Genomic DNA, 26,365 nt, shown 5'->3' on the forward strand with positions numbered 1-26,365 from the left:
TGTAAAAAATAAACCATTAATAAAAATGTAATTAATCCCGGAATAATCTATATAACCACAATTAGTGAGGCTGCAATGGTTTAAAGTCGGGTTGAAAACTACAGCCCGCTTTGGATCATTGCCATTTTTGCTCTGCCGACAGATGTGGATTACGGAATCATCTGTGTAATGATAATAACTATGCCGGAGGTAACCACAGATAGTATAAATAAAATACAAATAGCAGATGTAATACCCAATGCTATTTTGAAGAACTATTTACCACGTATTAGTATATGTTCTTCCATAACCGTTCCCTCTCATTTCAAGATAGAAAGTGCGGGGAGTAAAACCAAGTCCAGCTACATTTACCAATGCAGTAAATGCAGAATTTTCATAGAATACACCATTACTGACATAAGAATCCAACGATGATCTCGTCAAGGAGACAAAAGGTACATAAAGTGTGGTTACGTAAGCATTAGCATAAAGAGGACTTACAGCCATTGATCCACTTGTAGTATATCTTCCATCCATTTTGATAGACATCAAGTTGATTCCCTGAAGAGAGAAGAGAGCATCCATAGATATATACTGTTCAGAGGATTTAGCTGAGGTAACTGGTACTTTTTGAATAGAGACCTCTATATCTTCAAAATTCTTTAATTTTTCCAAAAAGATTTTCTGTTGCTCCTCTGATAATGAAGAATACTGATTTAAGACATTTTCATATTTCCCATCGAAAGATTTCAAATACGTAATGAAATTTTCAGGTGAAGAAAAGACATCAGGTGAGTTTGTCTGAGTATTTGTACATGATAATGCTTCATTTACGAAAACTGTATCTGAATTTAATTCGGAATTAACTGAATTTGCAGATGCTGCTGAAACGAACATCATACTCATCACTAATATACAGATGAGAATTGGAATTAATTTCATAATCTGTTTCATTTTTCATATCCTCTTACATTTCTTCAATGATGCTGGCTTTTACACCACCACCAAAACTACCCTTTCTCCCTCATCTATTATCAATACATTGAGCATAGATTCCAACGCATGTATTCAAGAGTTAAATGGAATGAGGCAGAATTGGAATCTATGCTCAATGTATTTATAACAAAGAAACAACAGAACATACCAATGTATGAAGATACAGATTCTTTTGATCGGCATGCTCCTTTTGACCGCATGCTGTGTAATGCCTGCGGGTGCAGCTGATTTTTCTGATAATGCCGCAAAGTATACGATAACGCCCTGGTACAAGTTTACCGATGGTAGTAAGGCTCCGCCGCTTTACAATATCATTACGCAAGGAGAATGGAAGAGTCACTCATATCTCCTTCCTGCTGGTAAATCAAGAATTGAGATTGCTCTCTCATGGGGGAATACACAAAATACTCTCAGTATGAAGATAAAAAAACCGGATGAATCTTCATATGGACCGTATTACGATTCATTTGATGGAGTAGCAAATGGAGTGATTCCCCTTGCCATAAGCGGAAACCTTGCAGCAGGCCTATGGACAATATCTATTAATGGGGCATCGGTGAGCGGTACTCAGCCATATACTTTGCAATTCTATGCTGTTTAGACACAAAATTCACTTTTTCCTATGGGTTGTGCTCCTTTGCGTACTTGCAGGTGTATGTGGACCAGTAAGCGCCTTTGACTTCTATTACACTTACCCTGCCGAAGATGACTTAGTAATAACCCCGATCGACTATGAGATAGTGCCTGTCGATGACGGAATTGAGGGAGTGACTATTACCGGATGGCTGAACCTTGTTTACTGGAAAGAGGTGCTTCCCATCTATATCGGCTCATACTTTGATTACTTTGAACCAACGCCACTTGGAAACATGACCAGCACAATATTAATTCCGGTTTTTTCTACGATCTTTGGTATCTGCGGTACCTTCGTCGTCTTCTGCCGCCGCAAATCTCCCGAAAAAAATCCAAAATCAACGCCGGCAAAGATCCTCGCCTACATTCGGCAGCACAAATTCTGCTCGCAAAAACAGATCGTCAACGGGGTGGAAAGTTCACGGGGATCCGTTGCCTATCAGCTTCACAGACTCCAGATCGAGCAGAAGATATTTGCAGCCGAAGTGAACGGAAGAACGTACTATTCTGCACACCCGATCGATCAGGAATCCTTAGAACCGGTCATATACGGCATTCTGGAAAATGAAACCACTAATTCGATTTTCAAAACATTATATCGCAATCCAAACCTGACACGCCACGAGATCGCCGGGATCATCGGCAAATCTCCGGACACCGTGTATTTTCATCTGAAAAATTTCGACGGCCGATTACTTGCCGAGGTGAAAGAGGGAGGGATCTCGTACTACTCGCTCAGCCCGGATGCCATGAATGTGTATTTTAGGATGGGGCCTGAAGAGTTGGGCGGCGGTGAACGCATTGTGATGGAAACGTGATCAGCCATCAGGGGAATTTCCCGCAAATTTTTCGAATAATACGATAACTAACAAAATTTTTGTAGTTAACGCCGCATTTATGAGAGAATAACGGCAATAATCTAGTATGAAATACGCACCCTCAGTGCTGGATAAAATCGTGGCAGGACTCGTCGTCCTGATCATCACGATCGCCGTATCCGGTTCAAAGTTCGGAAGATGACATTCTTCCAATAAACACCTCTCTTTTTTACCTGTCTATATGGCAGATACTGACCCGACGTCTGCAGTCTATCACTCTTTAAAATCCAAGAAGGAATCACCATCCCATTCGGGGAAGGAGTTGGCTGGGTGTGGAGACAAGAGATTATTTAACCGCGAATCTCCGCGAATTAACACGAATCGCATTTTCCTTACGTTCGGGTGCTCTGCTCCGGCTTATCGCCTACGCAGGAATCGCACCCTCTCTTGAAAAATGCTGGGGAAAAACCCGCGTGCGGGTTTTTCTATTGTTTCATTATTTTTCGATTACACAAAGAGAAGTTTACGGAGAGCAAACCGAAGGTTTGCGAACGGGTTTTCTCCAAATTTATTCTATTATAATATATGCTGAGTGAGGGGTCCAACAGAAAAACCCGCACGCGGGTTTTTCCATCAGCATTTTTCCAGACGGCGTGCGATTCCTGCGTAGGCGAAGCCCAAATGGGCAAAGCCCATTTGAGGCGGCACGCAAATCTCCGATTTGCACGCATAAGCCGGAGCAGAGCACGACAGCGCAAGAAAAATGCGATTCGTGTTTATTCGCGGAGGCGTGCAAGCCAAAGGCTTGCGTGCCGCCTCAAGCGGGAAAACCCGCTTGGGCTTATTCGCGGTGGGTTTTTCTCTTGCGTCAAAAAGAATGCCGTACACGAAATCGAAGTACGTCTGTTTTTTCATTTGAGATCACCCAGCCGAACTCCGGACATAACAGGGAGAGATCCGGCATTTCCCGAATGAACATTCTTCCTGTCTACATGTTAGACCGTAGCCCGGTCCACACATTGTCACACATCCTTTATAGTATTTCACGGACAACATATCCCGATATGGACGCATACGAACTCGTCACCCGTAATACGGCTGAGATCGTCACCGAAGACGAACTCAGAGCTTTGTTGAACAAACCAACAAAACGGGTCTATACCGGTTATGAACCAAGCGGCGAGATTCACCTCGGTCACCTGGTGACCATCAATAAACTGATGGATATGAAAGCAGCAGGGTTTGACGTCGTGGTCTTGATCGCAAACCTGCACGCTTATCTGAACAGAAAAGGAACCTTCGAACAGATCAAAGAGCTTGCAGACTACAACAAAGCCTGCATCGAGGCTGTCGGCCTCAAAGGCGCCGAGTTCGTCCTCGGAACCGACGTCCAGCTCACCCCGAAGTATCAGACCGAAGTCCTGACCCTCTGCCAGCAGATCACCCTGAACCGTGCCACCCGCAGTATGGATGAAGTCGGCCGTGCGATGGATAATCCGATGGTCTCCCAGATGGTCTACCCGGTCATGCAGGTCGTCGATATCCCGACCCTGAACGTCGACGCAGCAGTCGGCGGCATCGACCAGAGAAAGATCCACATGCTCGCACGCGAACACCTGCCGACCCTCGGATACAAACCCCCGGTATGTATCCACACGCCAATTGTCAACGGTCTCGACGGCGAGAAGATGTCCTCCTCGAAAGGAAACGTCGTCTCGGTCGCCGACTCGCCCGAAGAGATCAAAAAGAAGATGAAAAAGGCATTCTGCCCGCCGGAGACCGAAGGCAACCCGATCCTGCAGATCTTCCGGTACAACGTCTTCCCGAGAATGGACACGATCGCGATCCGCCGGCCGGAAAAGTTCGGCGGGGACCTCGAGTTCCACAGCTATGCAGAACTCGAAGCGGCGTACGCCGGCGGCAAGATCCACCCGATGGATCTCAAAGCTGCATGCGGCGATGCCCTCACAGAACTCCTCGCAGACGCTTACGCGTATGTGCAGAGCTACAAAAACTAATCTTCCTTTTTTATGCCGGACGAAATCCCGAATCAGGCATTCACTGAAATAACGCCGATCCTCAAAGGCTGGTCCGATGATGCAAAATATCGTGTCAAAACAGACGACGGCCGAAAACTCCTGCTTCGCGTGTCTGCCATAGACAAATACGACCGGAAAAAAGAGGAGTTCGAAGCTCTCCAAACGATAGAATCTCTGGAAATTCCGGCACCAAAACCGATCGCATTTGGAAGATGCCGGGGCAATGCCTCGGTGTACATGCTTCTCAGCTGGACAGAAGGCAAAGAAGCAGAAGACGTTTTGCCTCTTCTTTCAAAAGAGGAGCAGTATAATATTGGGATAAAGGCCGGGAATTTGCAGAAACGGCTCAATTCGATTCCGGCTCCAAAAGATATGAAACCTTGGGGTGTTCGGTTTGGGAAAAAACTCGACTGGAAATGTGAGCGGTATCTTGAATGCGGCATCTGTTTCGAGCATGACGATCTGATGCTTGCCTACATCGAAGAACACAGGCATCTGATACAAAACCGGCCGCAGTGTTTCCAGCACGGAGATTTTCACTGCGGGAATTTGATAATCAGCGAGGAGGGAGAGCCCTGTATCATCGATTTCAACCGGATCGATTACGGGGATCCCTGGGAAGAGTTCAACCGGATCGTGTGGTGTGCGAAAAGAAGTATCTATTTTGCGGCTGGACGGATCGACGGATATTTTGAAGGATCCGTTCCTGATGAATTCTGGGATCTGCTTCTCTTGTACATCAGCAGCAATACGCTTTCCTCGATCCCCTGGTCGATACCTTTTGGCCAAAAAGAGGTCGACACGGCTGTAGAAATGGCAAAAGAGGTCCTATTCTGGTATGATGATATGAAAAGTTCCGTTCCCTGCTGGTATGTGGAAGCAAAAAAGGACGGGGCAAAATAGAATATTCCTGAAGTTATATACTCCATCATCCAATGAAAATCACTGTCATCTATGGTACGAGCCGTACGGAAAAATCCAGTACGTACAACATCGCCCAGCAGTTCCTAGCTGAACTCGCAGACGGCGACCCGGTCACCGAATTCCACCTCCCAAAGGACATGCCGGAGTTCTGCACCGGATGTTTCAACTGTTTTTCCGATCCGGCGAAGTGTCCCCACTACGCATACATCAAGCCGATCTCGGACGCCATGTTAAACGCCGATCTGATCATTATCTCGGCTCCGGTGTATGTGTTTCATATGCCGGGACAGGTCAAAGCCCTGTTGGACCACTTCGGCTATCAATGGATAGCCCACCGGCCGATTGAGGCGTTTTTCCACAAACAGGGCCTCGTTATTACAACGGCCGCCGGAGCAGGTATGCGGCACGCAGCAAAGGATGCTCAGGATTCTTTTAACTGGTGGGGAGTCGGGCGGACCTACACCTTCAAAAAAGCGGTCCAGGCTTCGGAATGGAGTCAGGTTTCCGAGAAAAAGAGAGAGAAAATTACAAAAGAAGTCAAGGCGACCTCCCGGAAAATTCTCGCACAAAAAGGATCCGGACCACGCCTCAAAGTGAAGATGATCTTCTATCTGATGAGGTTCGTGCAGAAAAAATACCGGTACAATCCGGAAGATGTGGCATACTGGAAGGAGAAAGGCTGGTTCGACGGGAAAAAACCCTGGAAGGACACCTGAAAAACTTCGTTCACTGCCGGGATCGGGAGGGGGGAAAAGTACATGTTTCCACAACCCAATACTCCATCATCCAATGAAAATCACCGTCATTTATGGAACGAGCCGTACGGAAAAATCCAGTACGTACAACATCGCCCAGCAGTTCCTAGCTGAACTCGCAGACGGCGACCCAGTCACCGAATTCCACCTTCCACGGGACATGCCGGCATTCTGCACCGGCTGCTTCAACTGTTTTTCCGACACCACAACCTGCCCTCACTATAAATACATCCAGCCGATAGAGGAGGCAATGCAGAATGCGGATCTGATCATTATCACTGCTCCCGTGTATGTGTTCCATGTGCCCGGCCAGGTCAAGGCACTCTTAGACCACTTCGGGTGTCGGTGGATGGGACACAAGCCAAACCCGCAGATGTTTCGCAAACAGGCACTTTTTATTATAACGGCCGCAAAAGCCGGGATGCGGAGTGCAGCAAAGGATATTCAGGATTCCTTTGACTGGTGGGGAGTCGGCCGGACCTATGGTTTCAAAAATGCGGTTCTGGCGGGAGAATGGACGGAGGTCACCGACAAAAGCAAAGCGGCGTTTGCACAAGAAGTCAAGAAGACAGCCCGAAAAATCCAAAGACAGCAGGGAGCAGGACCCCGGCTCAAAGTCAGGATGCTCTTCTATCTGATGCGGTTTGTACAGAAAAAATATCGGTTTATTGAATCCGATGCAGCATACTGGGAAGAAAACGGCTGGTTAGACGGGAAAATACCCTGGAAGGACGCCTGAGACGCACCGCGCCTGTTGACAAACACACCTTCATCACCACATCTTTTCGAAGATTCTTGGATCGGTTTTTTCTATCACGGGACATACGTAGAGAATCCTGCCACATATCTTTTGGACAAAAAGAAATCGGGAAATCAGTAGAGATAAGATAATAAAAGATGCTCTTCTCTGGTGTGACAATTGAAAAATTCCGTTCATTCGTAGTATATGGAAGTAAAAACTATACATAAAGTGAAACCAATTTAAAACAAAGCACAAATTAATATAAGTCAAATAATTGGCGATTTTTTCTTTTTTTGAGGATATCAATGGATTTACAGCGATGTCATCTGCCATAAACGATTATTGTTGTAAAAAAAACACATGGAAATAAAATTAGTTTGTTATCATCATTTTAAAATGTGTAATATTAGTTAATATTAATATTAATATTAGTAACAATACATAAGTAATTTATGTTAATAATTAGCATTAATAAATGTATCATATTACGTGGGTTACAATCATGAATGAAAAAATTCTGAAAAAAGTGGAGAGCGGACGTAGATTTGCCCCGGATGATTATTTGAATATATTTTCCAGTTCCTCCTATGCTGAATTGGAGCCGCTGATAAATGTTATTTATGATCGACAAAAATCCGGACATTCACCTATCAAACTGACGTCCACCATCCATCTTACCAATCAATGTCATGTAACTCCGAAATGCACATACTGCGGATTCGCTGCCGGAACATCAGAAAACGGATATTATACTCCATTCCATAAGACAGACAGCGAAATTGAAACAATCGCCAAAGCAATCGAACTATCGGGCATTCCACGCGTTAGTTGTTCGGGAGCTCACGGTTACGGCGGTGAACAAGCGGTTTCTGCAGCACGTATTGTAAAAAATACCACATCATTGGAACTCCTTATCAACGTGGGTGCTGATCTTACCCGAGAATCTCTTGAAAAAATCTCAAGATATAATACGGATACCATCTGCTGCAACCTTGAAACCGTCAATGAGCAGCTCTTTCATAAATTAAAACCTGGAGAAAATCTTGCAAACCGCATTCATGTTTGTCAGATGACCGATGATATCGGTCTTGAACTCTCTTCCGGTCTGCTGATTGGTGTCGGGGAAAGCCATCAGGATAGATTAAATCATCTTCAGTTTCTGAAACGATACAAAAATCTTGGAGAGATCCCGATTATGGGTTTTAACCCGTATCCTGGAACTCCCATGGCCAATCATCCTCCATGCTCGCTGCTTGAACAGATTAAAACGATTCTTGTTGTCAGGCTGATGTATCCAGACATACGTATCACTGTTCCCACCCCGACCATAGGACCAAAAAATGTTAGTTATTCGCTCAAAGCCGGCGCCACGAATGTCGCAACGGTCATTCCGGAAAATTATCCAGTAGATGTCAAGGGAGTTGGATCTCCAGTCTGCGGCAACTTATCGGATGTCCTGACAACCATTTACAATCTTGGTCTTTCTCCGCAGTTGAATCCGAATTTCCCGTATCAAACCCAGAAATTTACAGATGGTGCATCAGTCCAATGAATCTTGACTCCATTGATTGCTGCGTTTCCAGTGCATACTCTCAGTCTCTCAACGGCACACGGCTCGGTGACACGGCAGAAGAAACCATGTCGATTCGTGAATACATCAAATCTTCACGGCATATCGTAGTCCCGAATCATGATGACCGAAAAATCGCAGTAATTAATTCAGTTCTTTCTTCGTTTGGTCTGCCCCGTGCTGTTCATCTTTGCATCCCGACAAACAGCCCGGACCTCACACGAACACCTGCAGTCAGTAAGGCTCTTATGGCTCTTGATATAACCGGTGCCGATCTTGTCATTGCACGTGGAAGGCTCGGAGTTCCGGGTTCCGGTTCCATGCTTGTAATAATGGATTCACGCGGCCGCATACTTTCAGCGTCTCTTTCTCCGTCTCATCTCTATCACGCAAAATCCATATCTGATGCAGTAACTCATGAAATGGAGGAGGCACTTGTTCGCGTCGGTTTTCAAAAGGAGAAAATATGACGGAAACAGGTATAACATCTTCAGTCATTACCATCACATCTACTCTGAGAGAATATGACCTCGCTAATGAAATTGCCGCAAAAAAAGCAGACACAGTTCTTGCATGGATCGAGAAGGAACATCTTTCACTTTCCAATGTACTTATATTCGGTCTATATTTTACAGGAGCCGCTCTGGCTTCAAGATTGGACAAGAAAGCAAAGGTTACTGTTATTGATATCTACCCTCATCTTGCAGAACTCATTAACGGTCGAATAGATTTTTTCACACATATCTCCGAGGTTCCGTGCAGGCGATGGAGCCTTATTATTGATACGACCGGTCTTGGCGGTGTAGATAAACAGACACTTTCTTCTTTATATTGCGATGCTCTTATTGTTGAAGACCCGTGTTCAGATGCAAGTGATATGTGCATCTGTTCAGCATCGAATCGTCGGGAAATTCTGATGAATCATTCAGCACCGAAAAAAGGGCTTCTTACAACAACCGGACTCAACACGAAAACATCAGGTACAATGACATTGACGGTCGCGGCCGCACGCCATGCCGCTGCTGAAGCAGAAAAATTATGCGGAACGCTTTATGCAGTTTCTGCAGCCGACTTTCCTGAACGTATTTTATTTAAAGAACGGGATATGCTGCAGTTTCAGGCTGTAATGAGTCAGCCGGCGCTTCGGATATCCTCCCTCAAGGAGATAGATGTAGATGCAGTTTTGCGGGAATCTCTGTCCCTTATCCGTACAGAGATAATCGAGGTAGAAACCGATGATCGTTGCTGATCTGATTGCACAAATCGAGACGAGTGTGCCTCCAATCTATTCCATGGTCGGTGATGAACCTCAGTTCTTCGGTTCATCTCAGACCTTGCAAACAGATATCAGCAAAGTCACTGTGATGATGGATTATTATTCTGGACAGATAATTCCTGAAGATACTGAATTTCTTGTTCTCCACCACCCCCCTAAAACAGGAATTCCACCGCTCCCAACGTATGTTCTTCATTCCGGCTGGGATGCTTTTCCGGGCGGTGCAGGGGATGCTCTCGCCGATGTATTCGAGCTGACTGAAAGAGCTCTTTTGGATGCATCAACTCGTTTGGGAAGAGTTGGTAAACTTCCAAACGGGGCAGTTTCTTTGGATGAGTTTGCAAAACAGGCTGCAAAAAAACTGGGACGTCCATATCTGCAGATCGTTTCCGAGATCCCCGACATAAGTATCGAAACAGTTGCAGTGGTTTCGGGGTTTGGTCTGAATCCATCCATGATCAAACTGGCAAAACAAAAAGGAGCAGATGTTTTTCTTTCAGGAGACCTGACGCACCCGGGTGCCATTCTTGCAAAAAGCCTTACAATTCCGCTGATTGATGCTACGCATTATGCAACTGAACTTCCGGGACTGTATCGTTTGCGAGATTTAATCGCTTCCTTTGGAGTCGAGTCAGCGGTATTTGATACTTCTGTTCCATGGAGAATGAAAACCTATTATGAAAATTACTGAGTTAGAACAAAAAAAAGTACCGCACGGTGAAGTTGTCCTCATTGGTCTTGGCCGTCTTGGTCTGAGAACAGCCCTAAATCTCATGCATGTCAATCGGGGCGGACCAGTTCGGATAACTGTGTATGACGGACAAAAAATATCTGCCGATGATCTGATATTCCGCATGTGGGGTGGAGAAATTGGCGAATATAAAACAGATTTCCTCAAACGGCTTGCAGGCCCCGGATACAGCAGGGAAATAATATCAGTTCCAGAGTATATTTCTGAGGAAAATCTGTCTCTGATTACCGGAGGGGATGTTGCGTGTGTCGAGATTGCAGGCGGTGATACATTGCCTACTACCGGGGCTATTATCCGGCATGCCCAGTCTTTGGGCATGAAGACTATCAGTACGATGGGTGTATTTGGTATTTCCGGCGATAATGTTTATGCCGTTCCTCTGGAAGAAGCAAATACAGATAATCCAATTGTTGCCGCAATGCTTGAATACGGGATTTCCCATCATATGCTTGTCGGGACTGGAAAACTGATTCGTGACTGGGAACCTGTTACTCCGTATATCATGGATAAAATTGCAGAAGTGATGTCGTCAGAAATACTGCGTCTGACCGAGGGGAAATAATGCCGACGATATCGACTGCCGAATGCTTTACCCACGGAAAAGTTGCAAATGAGCTCCATGCATTTGCCCGCGGGTATCCGCATGAATATCTCTTTTCTATAGATAGGAAAAAAGTTGATATTTCCGTTGTGGCCGGGATGTTTATTCCAACACTTACAGGTGTCAGAACTCTTCTGCATTTTGAGCCGCTGGAACCGCGGTTGGTTATAGACACGGTGAAAGTTTATGAACAGGATCAGGATTGTATTATGGCATGCCGGATGGCGGAGGCCGTTATGCGGGTGACCGGGGCAGATATTGGTATAGGAACTACTGCAGGCATCGGGAAAGGCGCAGTGGCAATAGCCTCTCAGGATAAAATCTATTCCAAAGTCACAAGAATTGATGCAGATTTCAGGACTTCAGATGCAAAAAAACTGATGCAGCGTGAAAAGTCAGGTGTTTTTACTGCACTGCGTTTGTTTGAGGAATTTTTGTTGGAGGGGGAGTTCCCCGATAGTTATAATAAATACATATAATTAGTAACACAAATTGCTATTAATATTAATATTATAACTACATTAATCATATTGATTTTAACATATTTAGAAAGATTTATTACGAATATTATTAAATACACTATTGTTGTCACATATTGATGGCAGTACAAACTGGAGATTACATACATGAAAGTAGCAATTTTAGGAGCAGGATGCTATAGAACGCATGCGGCAGCAGGAATTACAAATTTCGCCCGTGCATGTGAAGTTGCAAAGCTTGCGAACAAACCAGAGATTGCGATGACGCATTCAACAGGTATTATGGCTGCAGAGCTGAAGTACCTCGCCGGTATTAATGATATTGTCATTGCAGACCCGGTATTTGACAATCAGTTCACCGTCATTGACGATTTTGCTTACGAAGATGTGATTAAGGCACATGAGACCAATCCAGAGTCGATTATGCCGGCGATTCGTGCAAAGGTTAAGGAAGTAGCAAAAGATCTGCCAAAACCGCCTAAGGGAGCGATTCATTTCACCCACCCCGAGACTCTTGGTATTAAAGTTACGACTGACGACCGCGAGGCAGTTTCTGATGCTGACTTGATCATCACATGGCTTCCGAAAGGAGATATGCAGAAAGGCATTATCGAAAAGTTCGCCGGCGATATCAAGGAAGGCGCAATTATTACTCATGCCTGCACGATTCCAACCACCAAGTTCTATAACATCTTTAATGAGCTCGGGTTAGTCGAGAACAAGAAGGTTAACGTCACTTCCTATCACCCGGGAGCAGTTCCTGAGATGAAAGGACAGGTCTTTATTTCTGAAGGGTACGCCGCAGAACCGGCAATCCAGAAGCTTGTTGACCTCGGTCACAAAGCCCGCGGCACGGCATACAAACTTCCGGCAGAACTTCTCGGTCCTGTCTGTGATATGTGCGCAGCATTGACTGCAGTTACCTATGCAGGCCTTCTGACCTATCGCGAATCCGTGATGAATGTTCTTGGTGCTCCGGCAGGCTTCGCTCAGATGATGGCAGCAGAGTCACTTGAACAGATTACTGCGCTTATGAAAAAGACTGGTATTGCCAATATGGAGAAGAGTCTTGACCCTGGCGTATTCCTTGGTACAGCCGATTCGATGAACTTCGGCGCACTGAGCGAAATCCTGCCGACAGTGATGACAGCACTGGAAAAACGGAAACTTCAGTAAAATTCGGCTTACACCCAAACTACCATGATACTATCTTCTCGATGATTTCAGAAGATAGGATATCATTTTTACTGTAATTTCAGTAAAATCAATTTTTTCTCAGGCATATCTGCTTAATATATTCTTATCTGTCCCCCTCAGTGTATATTCAAAAAACGCCTATGAAACTGGCGACTTCATGAAATATTAATGAAAATGATTCTCTTTAAAAAAGAGAGAACCATTTTTATGGTGGTTTATATAAATGTTATTGCGTTTCTACCGATCTTATGTTGTATTTTTCCGGCAATCTCCGGCACTGTTGAACAGATAATCGTGCTATCGGCTGATGCAGCAGAACCTGCATCATCTGTATTTCCGGAACAGATTTCTGTATCCACTACGCTTCGAAGGTTTTCTATTGTAATATTTTCGACCCATGGATCTGCATCACTGATAAGTATTCTGTCTACTTTTCCGGAAAGCGCTTTTGCTACCGCCCATGATACAAATCTTCCTCCAAGAAGAGCAACAGTCTCGTTAAATTCTCCGTTTTCTGCCATTTGCGTGATATCGTTAATTGTGCGGTTTACAGTTACCCGCCTGTAAAGAGGAGTGTGGGACAAACATGCCCAGTGGGCATCACCAAGGGTGGTTGCTCCGATCACTTTTGGATAGGCATTCTGCGGTCCGACTACTTTTACCGCCCGTGCCAGAGCTTCCAATTCTCCTTTCTGTATCGGTGCATGTGTCCATTGTGTTGCTGCCTCATCATGAATAATCTGCATCACCCGCGGCAGCCCGAAGTTTCCGCGTTTTGCAGTTCCCGGCGAGTATCCGCACATATATCCATGGTGGTTTTTGGGAAAACCGCTGATAACTGCATTCAGACCTGAACGAAGCCCGACCCTACATTCATCCTCATAAGCTCCGTTTGTTGCGACGACCTTGCCTGGAGCAAGAATTCGTGCAGCGGTCACCGCACGTGAAAATGCATCCAGCCTGTCTTTTGCTCTATTGAACGGGCCTCCTTCGATCACAAAAACATCCACACCCATTTTCAGACCTGCATCAAACCCGGCAATCAGATCTTCATAGCCATCTCCGACAAACATGATGGCTTCTATACCTTTGTTATATTTACGTGCGAGTTTGACGATATCTTCAGCTTCATCAAGCGACGCAGCATGTTCTTCGCCGCCCTGTATACTGGTGAGGTTTACGGCAACAGACGAAGAGAGTTTGATCCATTCTTCTTTATCCTCGAGTGCCTCTTTTTCCTTTTCTATAAGCCGGGCATGAATTCTTCCGCGTGGGCATCCGTCAAACGGCGGACCCTGATTATAACATTGACCGGGACACCCCACAATTGTTTCAGGAAACCGCATGGGACCATACATACCGAAATGGTCTAAATCAAGAGGGACCTCGGTTGTTTCCCTGATTTTTCGCATAAGGTCAATACCCCGCATTCCGTTCGCTTCGGCGATGTCAGAAAATGCGTAGGCACAAACATGAATCGAAGCGCCGATCGTGTCGGACAAAAGACAGTTCCCATAAATATCCTGCAGGGCAAGATCGGATGCGCATGTTCCGACAAATACTTCTGTTAGATCGCAGCCGAGCGGAAATTTTTTGAAGTTCATGCCGAGGTGCATGGTTTCTTCCCGATTGAGAGCAGTCAATCCTTCTATTATCTGCTCTGGGTTTTTGGCGTATTTTACGAGTTCCCATGCTCTGTATGGATCATTGGCGGCGTCTTGCAGTAGTGATTTCATAATGTGTCCTCTTTATAATCTGTTTGGGTTCCTGTTCACAGCTTTTCGGAAAATTTTGGCAACGGCAGTTATACCGAAGATGTATATCTCGTGCGTGTTACTTGTTTGTTTTTTGTATGTGTTAAATATTACTAATAATATATTTTATAATACTAAGTTAGTTTATATGCACATGTTTTTGTGTAAAATATCATTTTTAAATACTCTCGAATCCTATGATCGGACTCCAGTATTCACCTTCCATTTTCAAATACAATACGTGGCCGTCCATTCATTATTTGCATAACCTCGATCAGATCGACACAAAACATAATACCATACAAAAAAGAGATGAGAAAAGAAACCAACTAACAGCAGGAGGAAAATGAAAATCACCGTCATCTACGGAACGAACCGGACGGAAAAATCGAGTACGTACAATATTGCCAGGCAGTTCATAGAAGAACTCGCAGACGGTGATACCGTCACCGAATTCCATCTCCCAAGGGATATGCCGGTGTTCTGCACCGGATGTCTGACCTGTTTGTCGGACAGCACAAAATGTCCTCACTACAAATACGTCCAGCCGATAGAGGAGGCCATGGAAAGTGCGGATCTGATCATTTTCACAACGCCCGTATATTTACTGCATGTACCAGGCCAGGTCAAGGCACTTTTGGATCATTTCGGATTTCAGTGGATGGCGCATAAGCCAAAAGATGTTTATTTCCATAAACAGGCACTCGTTATTTCAACAGGGGCACGTATCGGCATCCGGCAGACAGTGCGGGATGTCAGAAATTCCCTCGACTGGTGGGGAGTCGGTCGGATCTACCGCTTCAAAAAAACGGTCGGGATGAAAGGATGGCGTGGGCTTTCCGACAAAAGAAAAGCGGCATTTGCACAAGAGATCAAACAGACCTCAAAAAAGATTCGCAGACAAACGGGAGCAAAGCCCCGTCTCAAGGTGAAGATGATCTTCTATCTGATGAGATTTGCTCAGAAGAAATTCTGGTCTGATGAGCCGCAGGCGATATACTGGAAGGAAAACGGTTGGTTTGCCGGGAAAAAACCATGGAAGAGAACATGAAACTCACTGTACTCGTTGACAACAACACCTTTATCGACAAATATTTTTACGGAGAGCCGGGTCTTTGCTTCTATATCGAGGACGGAACGGAAAAAATCCTGCTTGATACGGGCTACTCGGATCTTTTTATCAGGAACGCAAAGAAACTCGGGACCGATCTTTCAGCCCTTACAAAGGTCGTGATCTCTCACGGACACGACGACCACACCGGAGGTCTGCCGCATCTACTGGAACGCTTCGATACGTCGTCGTTCGAAGTGGTCACCCATCCGGATACGTTTGCCGAGAAACGCCGGGGCGATCTGCTGACGGGTTCGCCGGTCTCCGAAGAGACGATGCGGGAAAAGACACTTCTGCATCTCTCGAAGGCTCCGATAAAAATCAGCGAACACATAACCTTCCTTGGCGAGATCCCGATCACGCAGGAGTTCGAACCGCGACCGAAGATGGACATGCGAAAAACCCCGGAGGGATATGTCCCGGATTTCATTCTGGAGGATTCGGCGCTTTTCTATGAAACGGATGCCGGCATCTATATTATTACGGGCTGTTCGCATGCCGGGATCTGTAATATCTGTGCGTATGCAAAGGAGCTGACGAATAAACCGATCCTTGGGATCATCGGCGGCTGGCATATGAAGAAGATGGATGAGCGGGCAGAGAAGACGATCCAGTATATGCAAAAAGAGGGGATCACGGAGATGTATCCCTGTCACTGTACTTCGTTTGCGGTAAAAGCAGCAGTCCATTACGTGATCCCGGTGCATGAAGTGGGGGTCGGGCTGACGATCGAGTGGTGAGAGGACTCAGGAAATATTTAACCGCGTTCGCAAAGATTCTCAAATCACTGAGCGAGGTGTTACTGTTATCTTATGGCTCATGAGATAATACCAACCGCGAATCGGCGCGAATCCCGCAAGCCGTTGGCTTGCTCCCAGAATCGGATTTGCATACCCTCACTTTCGCAATCCAGCTTCGCTGTCTTGCTCATCCCTTCATCGGGAGCGTTCGGGCAAATCCTGTCGGCGCCCCAGCGCCTCCCAATGGTGATTTCCCTCTCTCCATCTCATTTTTGGATTGTTTTTACTAAGAACATTTTTTCACATTTAGGATTGCTCAATGAATAATTCCCTCACAGGAGCCGCCGGGGCGCCGACAGGATTTGCCCGAACGTTCCCGATGAAGGGATGAGCAAGACAGCGAAGCTGGATTGCGAAAGTGAGGGTATGCAAATCCGATTCTGGGAGCAAGCCAACGGCTTGCGGGATTCGCGCCGATTCGCGGTTGGTTTATCTCATGCATCCAAGCATACCCGCCTCTTTTTTTCAGATCGAGACCACCGTGAAAATATCCTCCTTTTATTCTCTATAGAGTCTCGTGAAAAAAAGAGTCTAGGGACTCAGGTTCTGGAACATGATCGCCATTCTGGTGACCAAAGCTGCGAGAATGGTGTAGCCGAAAATCACCTGAAGGAAGATGATGAATACGGGAAAGAGCGAGAGGGTCGTAAGGTCAATGCCCAAAATGCCGAAGGGGACAAGCGTCGTCTGCATGTAGGCTAAGAGGAGATCGTTCCCTGAGGAAAGGATCGATCCTTCCAGGAGACCCGCATCGCGAAGTGCAAGATAGAACATCATGAAGATAACATTCGAAAATAAAAAGGTGAACAAAATTGCACGAGTGCTGCTGCCGTAATCGGAAATTTTCCAGAATATTCTCGCCGGTATCTCGAGCAGTTTATTATCATTATACCATTCTTCCCAGCGTATCTGCCGGATGTTTCTCTCAAGCTTGGTTCTAAGTTCCGGTTCGATGCGGGCCGATGAAAGAGAAGTCCCGGTGAAATCTGTTTTATCATCTATGGTGCTATTTGTAAATTGGGTCTCACCATTTACTATAGAGAAGTGAAAAATTGCTCGTTCAAGATGTGAACATATAAAATCGGCTCCAATAAGCGATGCCCATGATAAATTGGCTCCATAAAGAATTGTCTCAAATAAATTGGTGTCCTCAAGATGTGAACATATAAAATCGGCTTCATAAAGAGATGCATAAGTGAAATCGGCTCCATAAAGATGTGCACTAGAGAAATCGGCTCCATAAAGATGTGCACTAGAGAAATCGGCTCCCTCCTGAATTGCATTGGTAAAATCCTTACATTGAAAACCAGGTCGTACAAAACCAGAACCATAATAAAACAATTTCCCAATATTTTCCAAATTATATCCCTCATCTGGAAGAATCCTCTCCCATTCAGATTTCAGATATTTCTCATACGCCAGATTCCATTCTTCGATCCTCCGATACTGAGCACACTCGATCAAATATTCAAAACTCAGCTTATCATATAATTCCTTATTCCAACCTTTCGGTCTTTCATTCTCATTCCCCATAATATCATAGAGTGGCCACCTGACCATATAATTATACCTCAGAACCTGCTCAAGATGAGAAATCCCAGTTAAGAAAAACCGGCACGCCGGTTTTTCCCTAGCATTTTTCCAGGCGACGTGCGATTCCTGCGCAGGCGATCAGCCGGAGCAGAGCACGACGACGCAAGAAAAATGCGATTCGCGGGAATTCGCGGAGATTCGCGGTTGAATATTTCATGTATTCACACCAGACCAACTCCTTTCCATGAGGACTCAAAAACCCAAAATACATTTGGACACATTTTTTTCTAAACCCTGGGAAAATCTTTAAAATCTACCTCTAACCCTATTACTACAGAAAAACAGAGTTTTGGAAAAAATCTGTCCAAAATAATAAAAACCCTATATCCATCCATTTTTGACAAAAAACCCGAATTACAAAGATTTTCGTGGACACGTCCGGTTTTCAAAACGTGTCCAAACCATCCGGCAAAAACGAGATGGAAACGAGTTGGACAGGTATCAACAAATACAACGTGTCCAAATTCAACACCCGCATTTCATTGTGAGTGTGGGTCGATCAACTCATTCTTAACAGAACTCCATTTCGGGGGCACATTTTTTTCAAAACCCTCAGAAAATTTTCTAAACCCCGAATATAAGCCTAATTACTATAAAATAGAGAGTTTTGAAAAAAATGTGCCCCCGCACCGAAAACTCAGCATATCAGCTTTTTTCGCAAAAATAACCCGCAAATCAACAGAATTCGGGGGCACGGAGATTTTTGAAACCTGCCCCCGCAAAGTAAACAAAAAAACGGGGGCACATACATCGTGCCCCCAAATTTCACCATCGGTCGGAAATTCTGCTCTCTGTATAGGTCTCTCCAAAAACCCGTCCCTCTCCCCAAAAACTAATACCTGACAAAAGAAACATATACCAGAGCAGCACAGCTGAACCAAACATCAACCCCTATTATGTCCCCCGAAAAACCCCGCAAATCCAAAGTTAGCTCACCACCAAGATCCGCATCCTCAGCCGACCGCCATTACGAACATGATGGAAGGATCGAGTACCTCGACCGGAAACTCGCCGAGTTCGGTATCCGGATCAAAGACGCCGACTCGCAAAAAGTCACCGGCGAAGTCTTCGATGAAGTCACTCTTTTAGCATTATACAAACTCGTCAACAAAAAGATCATCTCCTCGATGGGTGGCTCCATCTCCACCGGCAAGGAGGCAAACGTCTTCCTCGCAGGAAAAACCGATGAAAACGGTGAAGAAATCTCTGCCGCCGTCAAAATCTATCGGCTTCGAACAGGAAACTTCACCACCATGAGCGAGTACATCCTCGGTGATCCCAGGTTCGCCGGCATCCGCCGGACCCACAAAGACATCATCTTTGCCTGGACCAAAAAAGAGTACAGCAACCTTTCACGGACCAAAGAAGCCGGCATTCCCTGCCCGACCCCCTACGCATTCGACAGAAACATCCTCGTCATGGAATTCCTTGGCGAGGGAAACATCCCCTACCCCCAGATGCGGCAGTGTCTCCCGGGAACCCCCGCCGAAGCCTACGAAGAAACCATCGGGCTTATCCGTGATCTCTACCAGAAAGCACGGCTCGTTCACGGCGACCTCTCCGAGTACAACATCCTCACCGGACCAGACGGACTCATTTTAATCGACATGGCCCAGGCGGTAACCCCCGAACACCCCAGAGCCTACAATTTCCTTTTCAGGGACATCAAAAACATCAACAGATTTTTTGCAAACAAATGCAAAACCACCGACGAACACGAACTTTTTCGAAACATCGTCGGTGAAGAATTTTTCGAGATATAAATCATGACACAGGAAGTAAAGATCCCCAACGACAGAATCGGCGCCATCATTGGAAAAGGCGGCGAGACCAGAAAATTCCTTGAGAAATCCCTCAACGTAACCCTTGAAATCGACAGTCAGACCGGACTCATCGAGATCATCAACGAAGAAGATACGCTTGCAGAGATCCGCTCGATGGAAGTCATCAAAGCGATCGGCCGCGGCTTCTCGCCCGAACGTGCGAAAAAACTCCTCGAAGACGACGACATGATCTTGACCTTGATCGACCTCTCGGATATCGCAGACACCCCCCAGAAACTCGCACGCATCAGAGGAAGGATCATCGGACGCGAAGGAAAAGCCCGTGAACAGATCGAAAATATGACCGGTGCACTCATCTCCGTATACGGAAAGACCGTCGGCATCATCGGCATGCCGGATCAGATGAACGACGCTCACACCGCGATAACCATGCTCATAAACGGCTCGGACCACAATACCGTCTTTAACTTCCTGGATCGCAAAAAGAAGGAAGCAAAGCTGGATGTTCTGAACTATTACTACTAAGGCACAGCATAAGTAGCAACTGTTAAATATCATGAGTGATTCTGCAAAGTTCCACTGGAAACAAAGGGGTCTAAACGGATCCGGACTCGTTTCATGAAAATAAACGAGATGCCGATCCCAAATCACCTGCGCGAGGCGTACGCGAAAAATGGGATCGAGGAGCTGTACCCCCCGCAGGCCGAATGTGTAAATGCCGGACTATTCAACCGGAAAAACATTTTAGCCGCCATCCCTACGGCTTCAGGAAAAACACTCATCGCAGAAATGGCGATGCAGAAGGAGGTTGCCGAGGGGGGAAAGTGTCTCTACATTGTCCCCCTCAAAGCCCTTGCATCGGAAAAATACGAAGACTTCAGCGGCAAATCCGTCAAGGTCGGGATCGCGACCGGGGACCCGGATCAGCGCGACGAGTACCTCGGGCGGTACGACATCATTGTCGCCACATCCGAGAAGACCGATTCGCTGATCAGAAACAAAGCCGGGTGGCTGAAAAGCATCTCTCTTCTCGTCGTTGACGAAATCCACCTCATCGGTGACGAATCACGCGGGGGCACTCTTGAAATGGTGATCGCGCAGCTGAGGTTCCAGAACCCAGACATGCAGATCATCGGCCTGTCAGCCACGATGGGCAATCCCGAAAGCCTTGCAAAATGGCTGGATGCCGCCCTCATCACGAGCGAGTGGCGGCCGGTCGATCTCCGGGAAGGAGTCTACTATGACGGAGCGATCCATTTCCACGGAACCGAACGTCTGCTCGAAACCCCGAAAAAGGACGATGATCTCAATCTTCTCTTGGATACGGTAAACGAAGGCGGGCAGTGCCTGGTCTTCGTCTCGTCAAGGCGTTCGGCCGAGGCATACGCAAAGCGGGCCGCAGTCACGCTGAAAAAAACCTCACCCACGCTCGACGAACTTTCAAAACGGATCGGAAAAGCCGACACGACTGCGTCCGGGAAAAATCTCGCCCTTGCGGTAAAATCCGGAGCCGCGTTCCATCACGCAGGCTTGCCCCGGGAAGCGAGAGCGGCAGTCGAAGAGGGATTTAGGAACGGAGACATCCTCTGCATCTCATCGACCCCGACGCTTGCCGCCGGACTCAACCTGCCAGCACGGCGGGTGATCATCCGGGATTATCAGCGGTATGAGCGGGGGGCCGGCATGAACCCGATCCCGGTCCTCGAGTACCGGCAGATGGCGGGAAGGGCCGGCAGACCGAGACTCGATCCCTACGGAGAAGCGGTCCTTATCGCCAAGCAGCAACGTGACGTGGACCGGCTCTTCGAAGAATTCATCGATGCACCGGCCGAAGACATCACTTCCCAGTGTCAGAGAGAGAACGAACTCAGAAGCCATCTTCTTGCACTCATCACCTCGGGTTTTGCCCAGACGGATGGCGAAGTCAGGGGATTTATGGAAAAATCCTTCTACGCAAGCCAGAAGTCCGTTCACCGGCGTCTCGACAAAAACATCGAGAAGACGCTTGCCTATCTGGAAAAGTCCGGGATGGTCGAGAGGGAAGGAGACGAGATCCATGGGACCCTGTTTGGAGCGCTGACGTCCCGGCTCTACCTCGACCCCGAATCTGCCATGATGATCAAAGACGGCCTTGCCGGGAAAAAGTTCACGGCATTTGGGATGCTGCACCTTCTCTGCATGACGCCGGATATGTTCAGATTCTATCTGAAAGCCTCGGACGAGAAGTTCGTGGATAAAATCCTCAAGGAAAGAAGCGAAGAACTCCTGCTCGATGATCTGTCCGAGGAGTTTTTTGCGGCGATCAAGACGGCGCTCGTCGCCGAGGAGTGGATCTCCGAGATCGGCGAGGACTCCATCTGCGAGCGGTTCGGAGTAGGCGCCGGCGATATCCATGCAGTTGTTGAAAACCTCAGATGGCTCATGCATGCGGCAGGCAGGATCTGTCATGAGTTCGCCGCCGACTGCGATGACGAGATGCGGGATCTCGAACTCCGGGTGACCCACGGCGTAAAAGAGGAGCTTCTCCCCCTGATCGCCCTCAAAGGAATAGGGCGGGTTCGGGCCCGCAGAATCTTTGACAGAGGTATCACCAGCCCGGAAAAGCTGATGGCCGCAGAAAAAGATGAGGTCGTCTCGATTCTTGGAGCGACCATCGCGAAAAATGTTCTCGAACAGGCGGGCCGCAGATCCGCAAAAAAGAGAGAGCAGGAACTTGAAGAGAGCGAGGATGAGCACGAAGAAGAGGATCTGCCGACCGAGAAAAAACCGCAGGCTACCCTTTTCGATTTTGGAGGATAAACATGACGATGAAGATTTTTTCAGGAAAACTGGATGTTGAGAGTGTTGCAGGCACGCTGAAAACGATTAACGGCATCGGGAAAGACACAGGGTCAACCATCGTTCTTTTCGACGCGGCAAAGATCGCCGGAAAACCCCACATAGAATCGGCGGTCATGCATGCAGAGCGGTCCTTTGCCGAAGGAAAAAATATTGCCCGCACTCTTTCGATGGAGATCCTGCTGTATGCATCCGGGCAGAGACAGTGTTCCCTTGCCCCGCGATTCGGTCTGCAGGCAGGTCAAAATCAGGTGTATGTCCTGATTCTCGACGGCGATGCCGGCAGAGCGGAGGAAGAGATCCGGGAGCTCATCGAAGAGTCGAATGAAGTCACCGCCGACACAAAGACCCTCATGCGGGAGTTTTCCATCACCGAAGAGGAGATCGGCGTCGTCGGCGAGGACCGGATCGGCGAACTTGTGATAGAACGGGTCGCTATGCTCGATGCATGGCGATAACCGTCCAAACGAAACAATTAATTGAGAATACGGTGTATTTCCATACAACCGATGAAAACACCGCGTATACTCCTTTTTTCTCTTGTTATTCTCCTGATACTTGCGGCAGGCATCGGTCTGGCCGTTGATCAAAACAGATATCCGGAGATCCCGGTGAATCTATCCGACACCTCGACAACCGTCGTCCACATAGATTTTCCGTTCATGAATGATACGGTCATAGCCGAGATCACGCTCGACCTTGCTCCCTACTACGGAGCAACAACGGAAGGAGTGAAGGTAACACCGCTGATAGGCTGTCTGCCGGAACGGTATTACTCCGCGATCGCCTATGATCCGGCCCAAAATCAGATGTATGCAGAACTGTTTCAAGTCTTCGATACCTATGCAGAGGAACATAATCTGACAAGCGATGAGTATGTCGAACTTCTGTCCACCTACGTGCAGAGCATTCCCTACAAAACATCCGAGACGGAGATTAAATTCCCGATTGAAACGGTGATCGAAAACTGGGGGGACTGTGACGACAAAAGTATTCTTCTCTCAGGTCTCCTCGCCAAAAAAAATTATGATGCCGGTGTATTTGTCTTCGAAAAAGACCATCACATGGCTGCAGGAGTGAAAGGAGGGTATCAGACCGAGTATGAAAACAGCGGATACAGCATCATCGAAACGACCAGATATGCATATGTCGGCGAAGTCCCCGCACTGCTGCACTCGGGAACCGATCACGGCGATTACAAATTCTACCGGATCGGGGAAGGAAAGGGTCTCTATACGGCATCTTGGCAGGTCAGCACGATCCTGAATGTCCGGGATGCGGCATACGCAGCTTTGGAGGTCCTGTATCACAATCTAAACAGTCTGAGTGCAACTATCACAACGGAAAAGGCGATGCTCGAAACCCCGGAGTATGCATCGAACGCGACCCTTCACGATGAATATGATCTCCATCTCGATGAGTACGACGAGGGGATCGAGGCGGGAAATCAAATCCGTGCGACGCTGCATATGATCAACACAGAACCCTACAACAGAGAGAAGGTGTATCAGACGATTCAGTCCATGAAATAGGGGCATCACGGGCCTGTATTGAAGAACTGAAAGGGTCGGCAGAAAAACCAAACGAAACGATTAATGCAAAAGAGAATCCATTTCCATAGATCGAATGGAAATACTCAATAAAATACTCTTTTTCCTGCTTATCCTCTGTATGATAACCTCATCGGCCGTTGGCATGACGGTTATCCAAAACACGGTTCCGGCAATCGCCGCGGATCCGTCCGACACCTCGACAACGGTCGTCGAAATCGAGTTTCCCTTTAAGGACGGGATCGTTTCGGGCGAAGTCACCCTTCATCTCTCTCCTTACAACGGTGCAAAAAGAGAAGGTGCAAAATCCATCCCTCTTTTCGGCTGTTCCCCAAAGCAGTATTACGCTGCGATCGTAAATGACCCGGCCCAGGATGAAATGTATGCAGAACTTCTCGGATTTTTTGAAGGGTATTCCAAGGAGCATAATCTCACAAGCGACGAGTACGTCGAACTGCTGACCACCTACGTCCAGAACATCCCCTACAAAACGGTCGGGGCCGCGGTGAACTTCCCGATCGAAACGGTAATCGAGAACAAAGGGGATTGTGACGACAAAAGCGTTCTTCTCTCAGGGCTCCTTGCAAAATCCGGCTATGCGGCAGGAGTCGCGGTCTTCAGCGAAGCAAACCATATGACGGCCGCGATCAAAGCGGAGGAGGCAGGACAGGTGATCAGCAGCTACATCCTGATCGAAACGACCAGATATGCATACATCGGCGAGAACGCCGCAGTCATCAGAAGCAGAACCAAAAACAGAACGAGGGTCAGAGAGGATTCGGTCATTCTTGTTGGAGGGGGGACGGCAGCCTACACGGTCTCCTGGCAGGTGGACACGATCTTAGAGCAGCGGGATAGAATTGTTGAGACCATCGACTCGCTGAGTCAGGAGATGAGAACACTTAAAACCGAGATAATGGGACAGGAGGTTCAGCTCGCTCAGGCGTACGATCCGGCGGTTTACGAAAAATATGAGAAAAATCTCACCAGCTATAACGAGTATATGGAAACCTGCTATGCCTACTTTGATGAACTTGACGTGATCAACACCGGGTCCTACAGCAGGGAAGAGACCTATGAAATGGTCGCTTCCATGATGTGATCGTCCATGACGTAGCCTTCTCCGATGTCAGTCACGACGTCACGGACCTTGACGAACCCCAGATGTTCGTATACGGCAATGGAGGAGTGATTTCCTTTGTTCACCGTCAGCCATATTTTTTCGAGTCCTTCCTCACGGCAGATTTCTTTCAGAGCAAAAATCGTCTGGGAGGTGATGTGTTTGCCGCGGTAGGCTTTTTCCACATATATTTTGGAAAGGAAAAGCGATTTTTCCGAAGGCTCCAAGAGTATTGCCGTATATCCAACGGATATGCCGTTGTACTGCATCAGATAATATCTGTATCCCTTTTGGATCTGCTCGGTTATTGCCGGAACCGACTGGAACTTTTCTATCATATAGACAACCTGCGCCGAACCGATCAGAGAGGTATAGTGTTCGGTCCAAACCTTTTCTGCAAGATCGGCAACAGTCTGAATCTCTTCAGCGGTTCGAACGGGTGTAAGCAGGATGCGGGGGTCACTGGTTTGCATGGGTCAGGATGTGGACGATTTCTGGGACGATGATCTCTTCGGCTGCAAGTTTGACGGCTTTTGGGGACCCCGGGATGCAGAATATTGCCCGGCCTTTGTTTATACCGGCTGCGGCACGAGAAAGAATGACGGCGTTTCCCACCTGGGCATAACTTTTCTGCCGGAAGAGTTCGCCGAATCCGTCCATGGTTTTTATGAAAAGCGGCGAGACGGCTTCAATCGTGCAGTCGTCATGTGTAAGACCCGTACCTCCGTTCACGACAATACAGTTTGCAGAGTCGAGCGCTTCCATAACGGCCGATCTGATTTCCCCAATATCGTCTTTAACGATTTTCACCGGGAAAACTGGAATACCGGCTTTTTCAAATGCTTCCTGAATTATTTTTCCGGAGAGATCGGTTTTTTCCGTGCGGGTCGTTGAAACAGTGATCACTGCAGTTTTCACCGAAATATCTTCACGGTGTTCTCTTGACATGAGGGAAATGTATGAGTTCAAAGATAATAGGTTATTCTCCTGTTTAGGAGAAGTGATTTACCATGAATGTTTGTGATGGAAGTCTAAGATATTGCAGATGTTTTTTT

The 26,365-nt window shown here is 47.0% G+C and carries 27 protein-coding genes; 21 read left to right on the forward strand and 6 right to left on the reverse strand.

The features are described from left to right. Positions 1–258 precede the first annotated feature (258 nt). Positions 259–933: a hypothetical protein gene (locus MLAB_RS09170; protein WP_048062140.1), complete on the reverse strand. Its 675-nt coding sequence runs from the start codon at positions 931–933 to the stop codon at positions 259–261. A gap of 196 nt (positions 934–1,129) precedes the next feature. On the opposite strand from MLAB_RS09170, the gene MLAB_RS09480 reads away from it, so the two are divergent. Continuing rightward, positions 1,130–1,576: a hypothetical protein gene (locus MLAB_RS09480; protein ID WP_011834096.1), complete on the forward strand. Its 447-nt coding sequence runs from the start codon at positions 1,130–1,132 to the stop codon at positions 1,574–1,576. Between the two features lie 28 nt (positions 1,577–1,604). Beyond that, positions 1,605–2,426: a winged helix-turn-helix transcriptional regulator gene (locus MLAB_RS09180; RefSeq protein ID WP_143702807.1), complete on the forward strand. Its 822-nt coding sequence runs from the start codon at positions 1,605–1,607 to the stop codon at positions 2,424–2,426. A 633-nt stretch (positions 2,427–3,059) separates the two neighbouring features. Here MLAB_RS09180 and MLAB_RS09185 read toward each other — a convergent pair. After that, on the reverse strand, positions 3,060–3,341 hold the full coding sequence (locus MLAB_RS09185; protein WP_048062142.1) for a hypothetical protein: 282 nt from the start codon (positions 3,339–3,341) through the stop codon (positions 3,060–3,062). Positions 3,342–3,490: 149 nt separating this feature from the next. On the opposite strand from MLAB_RS09185, the gene MLAB_RS09190 reads away from it, so the two are divergent. From MLAB_RS09190 to hmd, 11 genes are all read left to right on the forward strand, one after another. Next, entirely contained in the window at positions 3,491–4,444 is a 954-nt protein-coding gene (locus MLAB_RS09190; protein ID WP_011834098.1) for a tyrosine--tRNA ligase, read from the forward strand. Positions 4,445–4,456: 12 nt separating this feature from the next. Next, a complete protein-coding gene (locus MLAB_RS09195; RefSeq protein ID WP_011834099.1) occupies positions 4,457–5,368 on the forward strand; it encodes a phosphotransferase family protein in 912 nt (303 codons plus the stop codon). 32 nt (positions 5,369–5,400) lie between these two features. After that, positions 5,401–6,105, forward strand: a complete 705-nt coding sequence (locus tag MLAB_RS09200; RefSeq protein ID WP_011834100.1) for a flavodoxin family protein — start codon at positions 5,401–5,403, stop codon at positions 6,103–6,105. Between the two features lie 73 nt (positions 6,106–6,178). Beyond that, a complete protein-coding gene (locus MLAB_RS09205; protein ID WP_011834101.1) occupies positions 6,179–6,883 on the forward strand; it encodes a flavodoxin family protein in 705 nt (234 codons plus the stop codon). Positions 6,884–7,388: 505 nt separating this feature from the next. After that, positions 7,389–8,438: a 5,10-methenyltetrahydromethanopterin hydrogenase cofactor biosynthesis protein HmdB gene (hmdB, locus tag MLAB_RS09215; protein ID WP_011834102.1), complete on the forward strand. Its 1,050-nt coding sequence runs from the start codon at positions 7,389–7,391 to the stop codon at positions 8,436–8,438. Then, on the forward strand, positions 8,435–8,926 hold the full coding sequence (locus tag MLAB_RS09220) for a DUF3236 domain-containing protein (RefSeq protein WP_011834103.1): 492 nt from the start codon (positions 8,435–8,437) through the stop codon (positions 8,924–8,926). The genes hmdB and MLAB_RS09220 overlap by 4 nt, the downstream gene beginning before the upstream one ends. After that, a complete protein-coding gene (locus MLAB_RS09225; RefSeq protein WP_011834104.1) occupies positions 8,923–9,705 on the forward strand; it encodes a DUF1188 domain-containing protein in 783 nt (260 codons plus the stop codon). The genes MLAB_RS09220 and MLAB_RS09225 overlap by 4 nt, the downstream gene beginning before the upstream one ends. Further along, a complete protein-coding gene (locus MLAB_RS09230) occupies positions 9,692–10,423 on the forward strand; it encodes a Nif3-like dinuclear metal center hexameric protein (protein WP_011834105.1) in 732 nt (243 codons plus the stop codon). The genes MLAB_RS09225 and MLAB_RS09230 overlap by 14 nt, the downstream gene beginning before the upstream one ends. Beyond that, the gene (locus tag MLAB_RS09235) at positions 10,410–11,045 is read left to right on the forward strand and encodes a ThiF family adenylyltransferase (protein WP_011834106.1); all 636 of its coding nucleotides are present in this window, start codon (positions 10,410–10,412) and stop codon (positions 11,043–11,045) included. The genes MLAB_RS09230 and MLAB_RS09235 overlap by 14 nt, the downstream gene beginning before the upstream one ends. Continuing rightward, positions 11,045–11,563 (forward strand): UPF0254 family protein, encoded by a 519-nt coding sequence (locus MLAB_RS09240; protein WP_011834107.1) that lies wholly within the window; start codon positions 11,045–11,047, stop codon positions 11,561–11,563. The genes MLAB_RS09235 and MLAB_RS09240 overlap by 1 nt, the downstream gene beginning before the upstream one ends. A 147-nt stretch (positions 11,564–11,710) precedes the next feature. Beyond that, positions 11,711–12,739, forward strand: a complete 1,029-nt coding sequence (gene hmd, locus MLAB_RS09245; protein WP_011834108.1) for a 5,10-methenyltetrahydromethanopterin hydrogenase — start codon at positions 11,711–11,713, stop codon at positions 12,737–12,739. 236 nt (positions 12,740–12,975) lie between these two features. On the opposite strand, the gene hmdC is transcribed toward hmd, so the two are convergent. Further along, positions 12,976–14,496, reverse strand: coding sequence for a 5,10-methenyltetrahydromethanopterin hydrogenase cofactor biosynthesis protein HmdC (hmdC, locus tag MLAB_RS09250; RefSeq protein ID WP_011834109.1), 1,521 nt, complete (start codon positions 14,494–14,496; stop codon positions 12,976–12,978). A gap of 364 nt (positions 14,497–14,860) precedes the next feature. On the opposite strand from hmdC, the gene MLAB_RS09255 reads away from it, so the two are divergent. Both MLAB_RS09255 and MLAB_RS09260 read left to right on the forward strand, forming a co-directional pair. Then, positions 14,861–15,565 (forward strand): flavodoxin family protein, encoded by a 705-nt coding sequence (locus MLAB_RS09255; protein WP_011834110.1) that lies wholly within the window; start codon positions 14,861–14,863, stop codon positions 15,563–15,565. Beyond that, entirely contained in the window at positions 15,562–16,365 is an 804-nt protein-coding gene (locus MLAB_RS09260) for an MBL fold metallo-hydrolase (RefSeq protein ID WP_048062333.1), read from the forward strand. The genes MLAB_RS09255 and MLAB_RS09260 overlap by 4 nt, the downstream gene beginning before the upstream one ends. A gap of 591 nt (positions 16,366–16,956) precedes the next feature. Here the strand turns inward: MLAB_RS09260 and MLAB_RS09485 are convergent. After that, a complete protein-coding gene (locus tag MLAB_RS09485; protein WP_052289008.1) occupies positions 16,957–17,958 on the reverse strand; it encodes a pentapeptide repeat-containing protein in 1,002 nt (333 codons plus the stop codon). A gap of 956 nt (positions 17,959–18,914) precedes the next feature. Here MLAB_RS09485 and MLAB_RS09270 point away from each other — a divergent pair. The 6 genes from MLAB_RS09270 to MLAB_RS09495 all read left to right on the forward strand — a co-directional run bounded on the left by MLAB_RS09270 (position 18,915) and on the right by MLAB_RS09495 (position 25,292). Continuing rightward, positions 18,915–19,781, forward strand: coding sequence for a serine protein kinase RIO (locus MLAB_RS09270; RefSeq protein WP_011834113.1), 867 nt, complete (start codon positions 18,915–18,917; stop codon positions 19,779–19,781). A gap of 3 nt (positions 19,782–19,784) precedes the next feature. Next, the gene (locus tag MLAB_RS09275; protein ID WP_011834114.1) at positions 19,785–20,327 is read left to right on the forward strand and encodes a KH domain-containing protein; all 543 of its coding nucleotides are present in this window, start codon (positions 19,785–19,787) and stop codon (positions 20,325–20,327) included. 93 nt (positions 20,328–20,420) lie between these two features. Then, positions 20,421–22,601: an ATP-dependent DNA helicase gene (locus MLAB_RS09280; RefSeq protein WP_011834115.1), complete on the forward strand. Its 2,181-nt coding sequence runs from the start codon at positions 20,421–20,423 to the stop codon at positions 22,599–22,601. 2 nt (positions 22,602–22,603) lie between these two features. Further along, complete coding sequence (gene cgi121 / locus MLAB_RS09285; RefSeq protein ID WP_011834116.1) at positions 22,604–23,098, forward strand: KEOPS complex subunit Cgi121; 495 nt, start codon at positions 22,604–22,606, stop codon at positions 23,096–23,098. A gap of 51 nt (positions 23,099–23,149) precedes the next feature. Beyond that, on the forward strand, positions 23,150–24,172 hold the full coding sequence (locus MLAB_RS09490) for a hypothetical protein (protein WP_011834117.1): 1,023 nt from the start codon (positions 23,150–23,152) through the stop codon (positions 24,170–24,172). A 163-nt stretch (positions 24,173–24,335) separates the two neighbouring features. Further along, complete coding sequence (locus MLAB_RS09495) at positions 24,336–25,292, forward strand: hypothetical protein (protein ID WP_143702808.1); 957 nt, start codon at positions 24,336–24,338, stop codon at positions 25,290–25,292. Here the strand turns inward: MLAB_RS09495 and MLAB_RS09300 are convergent. Both MLAB_RS09300 and MLAB_RS09305 read right to left on the reverse strand, forming a co-directional pair. Further along, positions 25,265–25,783 carry a GNAT family N-acetyltransferase gene (locus tag MLAB_RS09300; protein ID WP_011834119.1) on the reverse strand — a complete coding sequence of 173 codons (519 nt, stop codon included), beginning with the start codon at positions 25,781–25,783 and terminating at the stop codon, positions 25,265–25,267. The genes MLAB_RS09495 and MLAB_RS09300 overlap by 28 nt on opposite strands. Then, complete coding sequence (locus MLAB_RS09305; RefSeq protein WP_011834120.1) at positions 25,770–26,258, reverse strand: MogA/MoaB family molybdenum cofactor biosynthesis protein; 489 nt, start codon at positions 26,256–26,258, stop codon at positions 25,770–25,772. Before MLAB_RS09305 ends, MLAB_RS09300 begins: the two co-directional genes overlap by 14 nt. Positions 26,259–26,365 lie beyond the last annotated feature (107 nt).

The organism is Methanocorpusculum labreanum Z, from assembly GCF_000015765.1.
GTDB classification, from domain to species: domain Archaea; phylum Halobacteriota; class Methanomicrobia; order Methanomicrobiales; family Methanocorpusculaceae; genus Methanocorpusculum; species Methanocorpusculum labreanum.

What these genes read in the sequence shown, in the direction of transcription:
- MLAB_RS09185 (WP_048062142.1), bottom strand. Translation starts at nt 3,341, where the DNA reads ATGAAAAAACAGACGTACTTCGATTTCGTGTACGGCATTCTTTTTGAC.
- hmdB (WP_011834102.1), top strand. Translation starts at nt 7,389, where the DNA reads ATGAATGAAAAAATTCTGAAAAAAGTGGAGAGCGGACGTAGATTTGCC.
- MLAB_RS09205 (WP_011834101.1), top strand. Translation starts at nt 6,179, where the DNA reads ATGAAAATCACCGTCATTTATGGAACGAGCCGTACGGAAAAATCCAGT.
- MLAB_RS09170 (WP_048062140.1), bottom strand. Translation starts at nt 933, where the DNA reads ATGAAACAGATTATGAAATTAATTCCAATTCTCATCTGTATATTAGTG.
- MLAB_RS09195 (WP_011834099.1), top strand. Translation starts at nt 4,457, where the DNA reads ATGCCGGACGAAATCCCGAATCAGGCATTCACTGAAATAACGCCGATC.
- MLAB_RS09490 (WP_011834117.1), top strand. Translation starts at nt 23,150, where the DNA reads ATGAAAACACCGCGTATACTCCTTTTTTCTCTTGTTATTCTCCTGATA.
- MLAB_RS09235 (WP_011834106.1), top strand. Translation starts at nt 10,410, where the DNA reads ATGAAAATTACTGAGTTAGAACAAAAAAAAGTACCGCACGGTGAAGTT.
- MLAB_RS09280 (WP_011834115.1), top strand. Translation starts at nt 20,421, where the DNA reads ATGAAAATAAACGAGATGCCGATCCCAAATCACCTGCGCGAGGCGTAC.
- MLAB_RS09255 (WP_011834110.1), top strand. Translation starts at nt 14,861, where the DNA reads ATGAAAATCACCGTCATCTACGGAACGAACCGGACGGAAAAATCGAGT.
- hmdC (WP_011834109.1), bottom strand. Translation starts at nt 14,496, where the DNA reads ATGAAATCACTACTGCAAGACGCCGCCAATGATCCATACAGAGCATGG.
- cgi121 (WP_011834116.1), top strand. Translation starts at nt 22,604, where the DNA reads ATGACGATGAAGATTTTTTCAGGAAAACTGGATGTTGAGAGTGTTGCA.
- MLAB_RS09200 (WP_011834100.1), top strand. Translation starts at nt 5,401, where the DNA reads ATGAAAATCACTGTCATCTATGGTACGAGCCGTACGGAAAAATCCAGT.
- MLAB_RS09230 (WP_011834105.1), top strand. Translation starts at nt 9,692, where the DNA reads ATGATCGTTGCTGATCTGATTGCACAAATCGAGACGAGTGTGCCTCCA.
- MLAB_RS09495 (WP_143702808.1), top strand. Translation starts at nt 24,336, where the DNA reads ATGACGGTTATCCAAAACACGGTTCCGGCAATCGCCGCGGATCCGTCC.
- hmd (WP_011834108.1), top strand. Translation starts at nt 11,711, where the DNA reads ATGAAAGTAGCAATTTTAGGAGCAGGATGCTATAGAACGCATGCGGCA.
- MLAB_RS09225 (WP_011834104.1), top strand. Translation starts at nt 8,923, where the DNA reads ATGACGGAAACAGGTATAACATCTTCAGTCATTACCATCACATCTACT.
- MLAB_RS09240 (WP_011834107.1), top strand. Translation starts at nt 11,045, where the DNA reads ATGCCGACGATATCGACTGCCGAATGCTTTACCCACGGAAAAGTTGCA.
- MLAB_RS09305 (WP_011834120.1), bottom strand. Translation starts at nt 26,258, where the DNA reads ATGTCAAGAGAACACCGTGAAGATATTTCGGTGAAAACTGCAGTGATC.
- MLAB_RS09270 (WP_011834113.1), top strand. Translation starts at nt 18,915, where the DNA reads ATGTCCCCCGAAAAACCCCGCAAATCCAAAGTTAGCTCACCACCAAGA.
- MLAB_RS09480 (WP_011834096.1), top strand. Translation starts at nt 1,130, where the DNA reads ATGAAGATACAGATTCTTTTGATCGGCATGCTCCTTTTGACCGCATGC.
- MLAB_RS09300 (WP_011834119.1), bottom strand. Translation starts at nt 25,783, where the DNA reads ATGCAAACCAGTGACCCCCGCATCCTGCTTACACCCGTTCGAACCGCT.
- MLAB_RS09260 (WP_048062333.1), top strand. Translation starts at nt 15,562, where the DNA reads ATGAAACTCACTGTACTCGTTGACAACAACACCTTTATCGACAAATAT.
- MLAB_RS09220 (WP_011834103.1), top strand. Translation starts at nt 8,435, where the DNA reads ATGAATCTTGACTCCATTGATTGCTGCGTTTCCAGTGCATACTCTCAG.
- MLAB_RS09485 (WP_052289008.1), bottom strand. Translation starts at nt 17,958, where the DNA reads ATGGGGAATGAGAATGAAAGACCGAAAGGTTGGAATAAGGAATTATAT.
- MLAB_RS09190 (WP_011834098.1), top strand. Translation starts at nt 3,491, where the DNA reads ATGGACGCATACGAACTCGTCACCCGTAATACGGCTGAGATCGTCACC.
- MLAB_RS09275 (WP_011834114.1), top strand. Translation starts at nt 19,785, where the DNA reads ATGACACAGGAAGTAAAGATCCCCAACGACAGAATCGGCGCCATCATT.